Genomic DNA, 12,910 nt, shown 5'->3' on the forward strand with positions numbered 1-12,910 from the left:
GGGGTATCATATATTTATTTAGTATTAACGGATACAATTGCAAGATAAATTTAAACTTATTTTGTGATTGTATTTGTTATTTCAACGTATTGAAAAATAAAAGGGAATTCAATTTTGAGTAGTAGGGGGATGAAAAATATATTTCCTTTGAAAGATGGACTTAATACGAGGATGTTTTATAAGTTATATATAAGCAAGCGTGTTTAATGTACTCATAGGAATAATTTGTTGTACAGTGTGAAGAGGATTGAATATATAAGGTTAAGGAGTAATTATTAAAGGGGAGAGTTTATATGGGAAAAAAATATGTAATGTTTGTTGATGAAAGGGGAATTAGAAGTTTAGATAAAAGCGGAAATTTCTCAATGGTAGGATTGATTTTTGAATATAATTACTGTATTGATTTAAAAAACAGTGAATGTGAATTAAAAAGAAAATTAAATGAATATAAGAAAGAAAGTTTTATGGAGAGTGATTCTAATATACCAATAGATAGCATAATATTGGAAGATAAAGTATACAGGAATTTTGACAAAGCCAGAATGAATGAGTTCGTAAGCAAACTACCAACATTAATTAGCAAATTAAGATTCAAAATAATTTCAAGCTCAATAAAACAGAATTTAAGTGAAACAGAGGATTCATATTCAATAGTGACAAAAAGACTTTTAAAGAAGTTCTATTCGTTTATTACTAAGAATGATGGAGAATCAGGCGGGATAGTCATTGAAGCAAAAGTAGGAAATAGAAATTGTAGTATAATGCAAAATTTCTTTGATATATATAACAATAGAAATATTAATTTAAGTACACAAGATAACGTTCAGAATAAAATTAATACGTTTATTGTATCTGACAAGAATAATAAAATTTATGGTTCCGGAATAGAGATATTAAATATAATAACTAATGTATTTTTTAGAGTTTTAAATGGAAATAGAGAAATTAATGAGGAATTAATATCATACATAGAGTATGGTAACAGGGACAAGATATTTAGTGAGCTTAAACATAAGGTATACAACGATTTAGAAATAGGAATATCACGGACTCAATTACAAGCCATTTCGCACAACTATATTGAAGGTTTTAATAAAGAATTAAAATTACTAAAAGAGCAATTAAAACTTAAGGATAATAGAATAAAAGAAAAGGAAAAAGAAATTAGTGAACTTACCAGTGAGATTAAATTGTTATCTAAACAGTTAGAGAGAGTTTTAGTGAACAGAAAAATGATAATATAGTATCACGAATTTTCTTATATGTAGATATTGAATTTTGTTTGACAAAGCGATTACAATTTCAAAGAATTATTTATTCGCAATTATATAGTTATATGATAAGGTAGTATATTAGAATTTATAATAGAAACTTATTATATTAAATTAGGAAAGTTAAAATGCCTGAAAGAATCTTAAATGAAGCTTTTAGGCATTTTGTTTTGTAAGAAGAATGAAGCAAAACATTAGAATTTTATAGATTTCCTCAATAAGTATTTTAAATTTCTATAAATAAGGGAAGCATATAAAAAATAAGTTTTTTAGTAAAGAGGAATTTATGAATAAATTATCTTATGAAAATGAAGTAGAAGATTATTCTGAAAAATTTAAAGATTTCAAGATGAAATCTATCCAAGACAATGTGAATCTTGGTATAACGCTTTATGTACCTAAGGGGGAAATAAAGGGGATATTCCAAATCAGCCATGGTATGATGGAGCATAGAAAACGCTATATACGATTTATGGATTATTTAGGCTCAAATGGTTATGTTTCCATAGTACATGATCATATAGGGCATGGAGAAAGTGTTATCAAAAAAGATGATTATGGTTATTTTTATGATAATGGAGCTACCAATCTTATAGAAGATTTACATCAGATAACACTATATATGAAGAAAAGATACAGGGAATATCCTTATTTTTTATTTGGATTTAGTATGGGATCACTAATTGCAAGAGCATATTTAAAAAAATATGATTATGAGCTAGATGGTCTTATACTATGCGGTTCACCAGTAAAGAATAAAGTCATCCCGTATATTAAAAAATTATGTAAAATTATAGAGAAGATAAAGGGAGATCATTATAGGTCGATTTTTATACATAAAATACTTCGAGGAATAGGTGATAATGTTATAACGACCTCAGAAATAGAAAGAGATAAGTTTATGAATGATGAAGGCTGTGGATTTATTTTCACAATAAATGGATTTGAGAATTTATGTAACCTAATAAAAATTGACTATAGCAAAAAAGACTGGGCAAAAAGAAACTTAAATCTCCCAATTCTATCTATTGCGGGGGAAGAGGATATAGTTACTATAAGTAAAAAAAGATTTAATGAATTAACAAGGTTTATGAAAAGAATAGGATATGAGAAAGTTTTTACTAAAATATATTCAGATAAATATCATGATCTTTTACATGAAGTAAATAAATTGCAGGTATATAAGGATATTTTAAATTGGATGAATAGAGTTAATGGTGAAAAGAAAACTTGATTTTATCAAGCAGGATATTTCAATAGGTAGATTTATTGCAATGATAAATCTACATTTATTATACTAAGCCAAGAACCCAGTTAAAATAAAAGTTTAGAAACTCAATTGTAGTATATATAATTGCAAAGTAGTATTATTTGGGTTTATAATGCTGTTAAAGGATGTGTTAAATATGAAAAAAATAGTTTTTGGCGGAGGCTGCTTCTGGGGTGTAGAAAAATTTTTTTCTATGATACCAGGAGTATTAGAAACAGAAGTAGGATATGCAAATGGAAAAACAGAAAATCCAACATATGAAGAAGTTTGCAAAAATGATACAGACTTCGTTGAGGTATGCTACATAACATACGATGAAAAAATGGTTTCACTTGATGAATTATTAGATAAGTTTTGGAGTATCATTGATCCTACGACATTAAATAAACAAGCTGGAGATGTTGGTACTCAATATAGAAGTGGAATTTATTATATTGATGAATCTGATGCTGATACAATTAATAGAAGTAAGGAAAAGATTCAAGAAAAATGTGATGTTCAAGTTGTAACTGAGGTAAAACCGCTAAAGAAATATTACACAGCAGAAGAATATCACCAAGATTATTTAGAAAAAAATCCTACTGGTTATTGCCATATTAAATTTAACTAATATTAAATATTGATGAGTTAGCGTATTTATACTGGTAACTTATTAAAAACTATCTTAAGAATAGAAAACTATTTTAAGATAGTTTTTTTGTTTTTGGGGAAAACTCACTTGGAGATTTTTTAAACAGGTTTTTAAATGAACGTAGAAAACATGTATAATCATTAAATCCACATAGTAAATAAACTTTCGTAATTTGCTCACCACTGCTTATAAGGTCCTTTGCCATTAGTAATCTCTTTTGATTTACATAGTTGTGAAGAGTATATCCAGTTTCTTTTTTAAACTTATGCATAAGATAATATTTGCTAATATAGAACCTTTGAGATAAAGTCTCCGTAGAAAGATTTTCAGATAAATTATTATTTATATATTTCAGGATTTTTTCAATTTGCTTATCATATTTGAGAGATGCTTCATCATTTATATACATGTTGTTAAGATGCACTCTATTTAAGTATACAAGCAATTGAATAAATAATGAATTACTTAAAAGTTTACTACCGAAATCTTGTGAGTTAAAGGAAGTCATTAGTGAATCTATTATAAACTTAATGTTATCTTGTAATTTGCTATTAAGTCTAATAAGATTGAAACTTTTTTCATTCGCCAGTCTAAAACAAGTAGATAAATCACAATTTTCATAGTTGTGGTTTTCTATAAAATCAGAATTCGCCCAGATAATAATTCTTTCATAAATTTCAGAAGAATCAATAATAGGTTTATGAACATCATGATTATTTACAAGTAGAATATCCCATGGTTTTAAGTTGTATGCTTTTCCTTCAATTAAATAAGTAACTTTTCCAGATAAAAAAATTATTATTTTATTAAAGTCGTGATAATGGAATTCAAATTCTTGATTTTTTTTATCTTTTAAATGAAATAATTGAAAATCATTGTTTAAGTAGCCTGATTTATTACTATTTTTATTCATAGTTGAAAACTCCCTTGAAATAACTTTAATTGTAATTGTATTAATTAAAAATATCAGATATAAATATATATTCAATTAACTCTAAGCTGTGTATATATAAATTTTAGTTTTATAGATAAACAATATACAACCTAGATTTATGCAATTATCACCGAAAGTAGAAACATTGTTATTTCACATGCAACATATATATTAAAATCATAAAGCACTTTTTGCAGTATATCAAGCAATATATGCACTATTTAATGCGAAAATGTTGTATATAATGAAAATATAAGAAGTTAAGTAATTCTTGGAGGAATAAAAATGAAGTTATACAATTTATTAAAAGATTTAGATTACGAAATAATTAGCGGAAGTGTTGATATAGATGCTAGTAGCGTTAGTTATGATTCTAGAAAAGTAAAAGGGGATTCGGTGTTTATCTGCATACAGGGGGCTAATGCAGATGGTCACGACTATATAAACGAAGCAATAAAAAGTGGCGCTTTAGCAATAGTGATACAGGAAGAAATTAAAATAAATAATGAAAATATAACTGTAGTAAAAGTTAGAAATACTAAGTTAGCTTTAGCAAGTATAGCTAACTTATTTTATAATGAACCTTCTAAAGAAATTAATTTAGTTGGAGTAACAGGTACCAACGGAAAGACTACCGTTATACATTATATAAAAGATATATTAGAGGCGTATAAAAAAAGAACAGCTGTAATAGGAACTTTGGGATATGAATTTAACAAAGAAAAGGCAAGCATACAAAAGGTTAATCCTACAACACCTGAGTCATTAGAATTACAAGGAGTATTTAGGGAGTTTATTGATAAAGGTGCTGAAAATATTGTAATGGAAGTTACTTCATCTGCATTAGCAAAACAGAGAGTTGAGTATTGTGATTTTAATGTTGGAGTATTTACAAATCTATCTCAAGATCATCTTGAAGAACATGGAACGATGGAAAATTATAAGAATGAAAAGATAAAATTGTTTAAGAAATGTGAGCTAGGCGTTATAAATCTAGATGATGGAATAGCAGAAGAAATTATAGAAAAGGCTAGTTGCAAGATTTTAACTTATGGAATAAATAAAGAGGCTGATATTAGAGCAACTGAGATTAGATATAGAAATGATTGCATAATATTCAAAATCAAATTTAGGGACATAAAATGGCGCTGGTGGTGTATTACAGATGCAAAAGTAAACATTCCTGGGAAAATAACTGTATATAATGTTTTGGCTGCTATAGGAGCTTGTATAGGTCTTGGTATGGATATGGGTGATATTATAAGCTGTTTATCTAATCTAAAGAATGTTCCAGGAAGACTAGAAATGGTGAAAAATAATTCTAATAAAAATGTAATAATTGATTATGCACACACTCCTGATGCATTAGAAAGACTATTAATGATGGCGAGAGAGACTACTAAAGGCAAACTTATTACTGTATTTGGCTGTGGTGGAGATAGAGATAAGAGTAAGAGAAAAGTAATGGGAATGGCGGCAGGAATTTTATCAGATTATTGCATAATAACCTCAGATAATCCAAGAACGGAAGATCCAATAAAAATAATTGAAGATATTGAAGAAGGAATGGAAGTTATAAATTCAACTTATGAGAAAATTGTTGATAGAAAGAAAGCTATTGAGAAAGGGCTAAAACTTTTAAAAGAGGATGATTTATTAATAATAGCAGGGAAAGGGCATGAAGACTATCAAATAATAGGTAAGGATAAAATATACTTTGATGATAGGGAAATTGTCAGGAAAGCTCTGGGATAGTGCGAGGATCTATAACTTAAGTATCAAAATATTAGGGGGCGAGAAAATTGAAATTTTTAAAGAACTATAAATCATCATTTATTCTAGTGTTATCGATATTATTAGGCGGGGCAATAGGAATTATAATGGGAGATAAAGCTAAAATATTTGCACCACTAGGAAATTTGTTTTTAAACTTAATATTTACGATGTTAGTTCCTATAGTATTCTTTAGTATTGCTTCTGCGATAGCTAATATGGATAAATCCAAAAAGATCGGAAGAATATTTATAATAACTTTAATTACATTTGGAATTACTGCAATTATTTCAGGCATAATAGGAGTAATTAGTTTTAAAATGTTTAATCCAGCAGTTGGATTGGATCCATCAATGTTTAATAATCTAATGACCACTAATAGTATAGATACACCTAAAAGTGTAGGAGTTTTAGAAAAGATCGTTTCGAGTATAAGCGTAGGTGATTTTTCTGAACTTTTATCCAGAAATAATTTGTTAGCACTAATATTATTTTCTATATTAATAGGTTTTGGAACTATGTTGTCTAAGGAACAAGGCAAGGCTTTTGCGTCATTTTTAAGCAGTGGAGCTACAGTGACAATGAAAGTTGTAAATATAATTATGTATTATGCACCAATTGGACTTGGAGCTTATTTTGCAAATGTAATTGGACAACTAGGCGGACAAATATTAAGTGGGTATGCAAAAATATTTATACTATACTTGGTTGTCTCCATAATATACTTCTTTGTATTCTTCAGTATATATGCTTATATAGCAAGTAGAAAAGAGGGCGTGAAATTATTTTGGACAAATGCAGCAGAACCTTCAATAACTGCATTAGCAACATGCTCTAGTGCTGCGTGCATACCAGTAAATATAAAAGCAGCTAAAAATATGGGGGTATCAGATACCTTGGCTAATATAATAATGCCTCTAGGAGTTAACATTCATAAGGATGGTTCAGTAATTGGAGGAATATATAAAATAATGTTCTTGTTTGCTATATTTGGCCGAGACATAAATACTATTAGTTCATTACTTCCTATATTAGGAGCAGGGCTTCTTATTGGTGCAGTAGTTGGAGCAGTGCCAGGAGGTGGGGCGATTGGTGAAATGCTTATCTTAAGCATATTTGGATTTCCACAGGAAGCATTAGCCATAATGCTTGTAATAGCAACAATAATTGATGCGCCAGCTACATTATTAAATTCATCAGGAAATACTGTCTGTACAATGATAATATCAAAATTTATAGACAAAAAATAGGACTAAAAAATTTGCTAAGAATTAAATTAGAAGCTGGATAGCATATTCTTTACAAGGATTTTGTAAACAAAAATTTTGGTGGATAATAAACAATTTACATTCATATACGTTCTAAAAAGTCTATTTTATAGAAATTTAATTTAAACTATTAGCTATTATAAACTATATAATTTTAATAAAGAGCTTCAACCGTATTTTGGTTGAAGTTTTTTGAAATAATTTTTAATTAAGGAATATGAAAGAAAATAATAAGTCCAAAATGCTATGATTATTTTTCATCAGGTAAGGAAGTAGAGTGGGCTCATAGCTAGCTATTAGGGCAATCTGCTGACGCAGCATGGTGGAAAATAGGTGTGGCAGATGGATTTGTTATTTTTTGATTATGCCTAATGTAGTATAATCTATATAGTATCGAAATTAATGGAATTTATGGAGGAGTATGCAGAATGAAAAAAAGTTTTAACATAGATATATTTTTGGAAAAATATCCTCAGGCTAAAGAAATGATCTCTAAAAATAATATTAATATTGAAAATCTTAAGGAAATCTACGAAGACTACATAAATTATAAAACTTCTTATGAAAGCCAGGCTGCATTTATAGCAAACATTTTACGATCGCAGAGAATGGTGCATTCTGTTAAATCAAGAATTAAAGATCCTGAGAGATTAATAGAAAAAGTTATAAGAAAGACAGAAGATAGAAAAAATAAATACGGAGATGATTTTGAATTTACAGTAAATAATTATAGAAATGAAATAAATGATTTAATAGGGATTAGAGTTATACATATATTTAAAGACCAATGGCAGGGGATACATGATTTTATAATAAAAACTTGGAATGTAACTGAGATTACTGCAAATGTAAGAGAAGGAGATAATATAGATGTTTTTGACGATCCTATTATAGAGGTAAGGTCAAAAGCTTCTGGATATCGTTCAGTTCATTATTTAGTTGAATTTTATCCAATCAATGAGAAGGTAATAGCGGAGATACAAGTTAGAACAATTTTTGAGGAAGGATATGGGGAAATAGATCATAGGTTAAGATATTCCCATAATGAAATTCCGGAAATACTTAAGTCTAACCTAATGCTCTTTAATAGAATTGTAGGAAGTGCTGACGAAATGGCATCATTAATAAATAATTTAAGTAAAGAGTGGGGAGACAAAGAAGTTTATTATAAAACAATAATAAAAGATCAGGAAGCAGAAATTAATAGATTAAAAAGTAAAATGACATGGATTGACGTAGAAAAAGATTCTTAATGTTAATTTTAAGAAGTTAAATCTGAGGATACAAAATATTATAACTAAAAATGGAGGAGTTTGAAGTGAAGACGATTGGATTTATAGGTGTAGGTGTAATGGGAAAATCTATGGTTAGAAACCTAATGAAGAAAGGATATGAGGTATCTATTTATACAAGGACAAAAGAAAAAGTTCTTGATGTTATAAATGAAGGTGCTAAATGGTGCGACGATGTTAAAAGTTGTGCAAATAATAAAGACGTCATAATAACAATTGTAGGCTATCCTAAAGATGTAGAAGAAGTTTATTTTGGGGAAAATGGTATTTTAGAGAATGCTGAAAAAGAGTCTTGTATAATTGACATGACTACTACAAGTCCGAAGCTTTCTATAAAAATTTATAATGAGGCTAAAAAGAGAGGAATATATGCTTTGGATGCGCCAGTATCAGGAGGAGATGTAGGAGCAAAGAATGCCACATTATCTATAATGGTTGGTGGAGATTTAGAAGTTTTTGAAAAACATAAAGATGTTTTATCTGCACTTGGAACTAATATAATTTATGAAGGAAAAGCTGGGAATGGACAGCATACTAAAATGGCAAATCAGATAGCCTTAGCTGGCGCGATAGCTGGAGTATGCGAAGCAATTACGTATGCAAAAGGAGCAGGATTAGATGTTCAGACTATGCTTGATAGTATAAGTGAAGGTGCAGCGGGAAGTTGGCAAATGAAAAATATGGCTCCTCGTATGCTAAAAGGAGATTTTGACCCTGGTTTTTATATAAAGCATTTTATTAAGGATATGAATTTAGCAATAGAAGAGTCTACGGATAATTCCATAAATTTAGGTGTATTAAATGAAGTGCTAAAAATGTATAAAACATTAGATAACGATAATTTGGGTGATCTAGGAACTCAAGGTCTTATTAAATATTACGAAAAGTATAGCAAAAATTAATACTAAGAAATTATCTCTTAATAATTTTCTTTCTCTATCAGAAGCAGTAAGTAAGAACTTCTTATTTACTGCTTCATTTTATATATTTAAAAAAATACTATGCAGGGATTATTTTTTTGTTATAATAAAACATGTATATTACATAGTAAGTTTATAAGATAATAAGGGAAGAATATATTTTAAATGGATCTTTAGACGTTTATAAACTTGAAAGGAAGAAGACTTATATGGAAGTTTATTTTGATAATAGTTCAACAACAAAGCCGCTTGGTGAGGTAATAGATGAAGTGAGTTTTGGTATGAAGGAATTTTACGGAAATCCGTCTTCCTTACATAATTTAGGGTTGAAAAGTGAAAGAAAACTTAAAGAATGCAGAGGAATATTAGCTAAAACTATAAACGCAAGTGAAAATGAAATACATTTTACTTCGGGTGGAAGTGAAGGAAATAATTTAGTTCTAAAGGGGCTTTTGAAAAGTGGAACTCATCTTATTACAACTCCTTTTGAACATGCTTCTATTTTGAATACTATAAAGAAATTAGAAGAAAATAATATTAAAGTAACATTTTTAGAGATAAATGAAGATGGTAAGATTAACTTAGAACAGCTAAAAAAAGCCATAACTAAGGAAACAGTATTGGTTTCAATAATGCATGTAAATAATGAGGTTGGAGTAATTCAAGATCTAAAAGAAATAGGAGACATAATAAGAGCAAGCAGCAATAGAACTAAATTTCATGTTGATGCAGTTCAAAGCTATGGTAAATTACCTATAGATGTAAAGAAGATGAATATAGATTTTCTAACAGTAAGTGCTCATAAGTTTCATGGACCTAAAGGTGTAGGGTTTATATATATAAAAAATACTAGTTCTTTATCACCGTTGATAGAAGGTGGATCTCAGGAGTTTGGAATAAGAGCGGGTACACAAAATATACCTGGAATTATGGGAATGGCTTTAGCTTCTAAGATTTCAAATGATAAAATGAAAGAAAATTACGAAAAGGTATTTCAGATAAAGAAAAAATTCTTGGATAAATTAAGTAACATCGATAATATAAAGATAAACAGTTTATTAAATAGTGATTTTTCACCTTATATATTGAATGTTTCTTTCAGAGGTGTAAGAGGCGAAGTATTACTTCATTATTTAGAGGAATCAGGAATATATGTGTCTACAGGATCAGCGTGCTCTTCTAAAGAAAGAGAGAGAATTGGTGGCAGTTATGTATTAAAATCTTTAGGATTAACTAAGGATGAAATATCAGGAGGAATTAGATTTTCTTTTTCGGATGACAATGATGAATCAGAGATAGATTATGTAGTAGACATTTTAGAAAAAGGACTTAAATTTTTAAGGAGGATAAAAAAATAATGAGAGAACTTATTTTAGTAAAGTATGCACCAGAAATATTTTTAAAGGGGTTAAACAGAGGTAAATTTGAAAGAAAATTAAGAGATAATATAGCTAAAAAGCTTGATGGTATAAAAGCTGAATTTATACACGACAGTGGAAGATATTTCATAAAAACTGATGAAATAGAAGAAAGTATTAATAGGATAAGTAAAGTTTTTGGGATACTTGAAGTATGTTTAGTTAGAGAAGTTGACATAGATTTTAATAGTATACAAGAGGTTGCGTTAGAAAAGGTTAGACAATCAGAAGGAAATACTTTTAAGATTAATACAAATAGAGCTAATAAAAAATTTGAATTGAATTCTATGGAAGTTTCAAGGAAAGTAGGAGCATATGTTCTTACTAATTTAGACGGAGAAATAAATGTTGATGTTAAAAATCCAGATATTTTAATAAATATTGAAATAAGAAATAATTATGCTTATGTTTGGGCAAATACTGATATAACAAAGGGCGCAGCAGGTCTTCCGTATGGAATGAATGGTAGCACAATGTTAATGTTATCTGGTGGTATCGATTCGCCAGTGGCAGGATACATGATGGCTAAAAGAGGTGTTGAAGTAAGTTGTGTTTATTATCACAGTCACCCATATACATCGGAAAGAGCAAAGGATAAAGTTAAAGATTTAGCAAAAATTTTAGCTCAATATACAGAAAAAATTAATTTGTACATAGTTCCTTTTACAGATATACAAATGGAAATTATAAATAAATGTAGAGAAGATGAACTTACAATAATAATGAGAAGATTTATGATGAGGATAGCATGTAAACTTGCAGATAAGTATGGAATAAATTCAGTAAGTACAGGAGAAAGCATAGGTCAAGTTGCAAGTCAGACCATGGATGGTCTTATTGTAAGTGATAATTGTGCAGATAGACCATCATTTAGGCCATTAATTGCAATGGATAAAACAGATATAATGGAAATAGCAAGAAAAATAGGAACATATGAGACTTCAATTTTACCTTATGAAGACTGTTGTACAATATTTGTTCCAAAGCATCCGAAGACAAATCCAAAGCTTGATGCAATAATAAAAGAAGAAGAAAAATTAAATGTGGATGAATTAGTACAAAAATCAATTGAAAATATTGAAGTTGTAACATTTTAAAAAAATACCTCAGGTTTATTTTACCTGAGGTATTTTTTTTATATACTTTAAATGCTATTCTAAGTTTCATTTGTTATTTGTTCTTTGGAGCTATGGTCAAAAATATATTTATCAACGCTAAACAAGCCTACTGAAATAATTAATATTACTACAGCAAACCAAATTGATTTACCGCCAACGTGTAAAGTTAAGATTCCGCCTAAATAAGCTCCAACAATAAAGAAAAATATTATAACTAAGTAGCGGATACTTTTGAAAGCAAGTTTTTTATCTTTTTCTATAAATGCTTTATAAGCAGCTTGAGATGCAGAACGCAAATTACCTGTGCACATAGCCGTACTATATGGAGAGTCAATCAGTTTTCCAAAAGATGCGATTTGAACTGATGACACAAATGAAATTGGAACTGTTACAAATATGTGTGGTACTGTAGTTGGTATAAATCCTATAATAAAAAGTACAATAATTTCACTGATTAGAATTATACGTTCTGCATTCGTAGCAAAAGTCATTGATGGAACTTTAATATCTTTTATCCTTTCGGTAAATATCACCCCGAGCACGAATGCTAAAATAGGTAGTAAAGCTGTAATTGCTTGGCCAGAATTTCTCTTCGTAAGAGCTATTCCAAGTAAAACAAGGTTACCAGTTTGAGCATTAGCAAAAACTTCACCTCTGCAGACAAAGGTGTAAGCATCTAAGAAACCTCCAACAATTGCAAGGAGAATACCAAGACGTACTGATTCAGAAGTTTTGGTATGGATGTGCATTTTTTTTATTGCGTTTATGTGTATATCTTTAGTAATCAATGTAAAAAGTCTCCTTTCAATATATTTCCAGTATTAAAAATACTTTTATAAATAAACTATTATATTATAACACTAATTTCTATATAGTTAAAATTAAGGATATAAGAATATTTAACATATAACTTATAAATAATTATAAACGCATAAAAGCTTTTGAAATTATTGACATGGTAGAAAAAATAAGTTATCATAAATTAAATGATAATTTAGCGCGCTAAACTGATAAA

11 protein-coding genes are annotated in these 12,910 nt (G+C 28.7%); 9 read left to right on the forward strand and 2 right to left on the reverse strand.

All coding sequences use genetic code 11. The annotated features are described in order from the left end of the window. Positions 1-293 precede the first annotated feature (293 nt). From PZA12_RS07185 to msrA, 3 genes are all read left to right on the forward strand, one after another. A complete protein-coding gene (locus tag PZA12_RS07185; RefSeq protein ID WP_077869745.1) occupies positions 294-1,244 on the forward strand; it encodes a DUF3800 domain-containing protein in 951 nt (316 codons plus the stop codon). 313 nt (positions 1,245-1,557) lie between these two features. Then, a complete protein-coding gene (locus PZA12_RS07190; protein WP_103697677.1) occupies positions 1,558-2,505 on the forward strand; it encodes an alpha/beta fold hydrolase in 948 nt (315 codons plus the stop codon). Positions 2,506-2,677: 172 nt separating this feature from the next. After that, positions 2,678-3,151 (forward strand): peptide-methionine (S)-S-oxide reductase MsrA, encoded by a 474-nt coding sequence (gene msrA / locus PZA12_RS07195; RefSeq protein ID WP_168982082.1) that lies wholly within the window; start codon positions 2,678-2,680, stop codon positions 3,149-3,151. A gap of 73 nt (positions 3,152-3,224) precedes the next feature. Here the strand turns inward: msrA and PZA12_RS07200 are convergent, their stop codons facing one another. Then, a complete protein-coding gene (locus PZA12_RS07200; RefSeq protein WP_103697678.1) occupies positions 3,225-4,085 on the reverse strand; it encodes an AraC family transcriptional regulator in 861 nt (286 codons plus the stop codon). A 306-nt stretch (positions 4,086-4,391) separates the two neighbouring features. Here PZA12_RS07200 and PZA12_RS07205 point away from each other — a divergent pair, with 306 nt between their 5' ends. The 6 genes from PZA12_RS07205 to thiI all read left to right on the forward strand — a co-directional run bounded on the left by PZA12_RS07205 (position 4,392) and on the right by thiI (position 11,874). Beyond that, positions 4,392-5,861 carry a UDP-N-acetylmuramoyl-L-alanyl-D-glutamate--2,6-diaminopimelate ligase gene (locus PZA12_RS07205; RefSeq protein ID WP_103697679.1) on the forward strand — a complete coding sequence of 490 codons (1,470 nt, stop codon included), beginning with the start codon at positions 4,392-4,394 and terminating at the stop codon, positions 5,859-5,861. 47 nt (positions 5,862-5,908) lie between these two features. Next, positions 5,909-7,129, forward strand: a complete 1,221-nt coding sequence (locus tag PZA12_RS07210) for a dicarboxylate/amino acid:cation symporter (RefSeq protein WP_103697680.1) — start codon at positions 5,909-5,911, stop codon at positions 7,127-7,129. 446 nt (positions 7,130-7,575) lie between these two features. Then, entirely contained in the window at positions 7,576-8,400 is an 825-nt protein-coding gene (locus tag PZA12_RS07215; protein WP_077843480.1) for a RelA/SpoT domain-containing protein, read from the forward strand. Positions 8,401-8,450: 50 nt separating this feature from the next. Then, positions 8,451-9,341, forward strand: coding sequence for an NAD(P)-dependent oxidoreductase (locus tag PZA12_RS07220; RefSeq protein WP_192927312.1), 891 nt, complete (start codon positions 8,451-8,453; stop codon positions 9,339-9,341). A 227-nt stretch (positions 9,342-9,568) separates the two neighbouring features. After that, positions 9,569-10,717, forward strand: a complete 1,149-nt coding sequence (locus PZA12_RS07225) for a cysteine desulfurase family protein (protein ID WP_103697681.1) — start codon at positions 9,569-9,571, stop codon at positions 10,715-10,717. Then, a complete protein-coding gene (gene thiI / locus PZA12_RS07230) occupies positions 10,717-11,874 on the forward strand; it encodes a tRNA uracil 4-sulfurtransferase ThiI (protein ID WP_103697682.1) in 1,158 nt (385 codons plus the stop codon). The genes PZA12_RS07225 and thiI overlap by 1 nt, the downstream gene beginning before the upstream one ends. Positions 11,875-11,933: 59 nt before the next feature. On the opposite strand, the gene PZA12_RS07235 is transcribed toward thiI, so the two are convergent. Continuing rightward, positions 11,934-12,683, reverse strand: a complete 750-nt coding sequence (locus PZA12_RS07235; protein ID WP_077843484.1) for a YoaK family protein — start codon at positions 12,681-12,683, stop codon at positions 11,934-11,936. Positions 12,684-12,910: the final 227 nt, after the last annotated feature.

It is taken from the genome of Clostridium beijerinckii, assembly GCF_036699995.1.
Lineage (GTDB): Bacteria > Bacillota > Clostridia > Clostridiales > Clostridiaceae > Clostridium > Clostridium helianthi.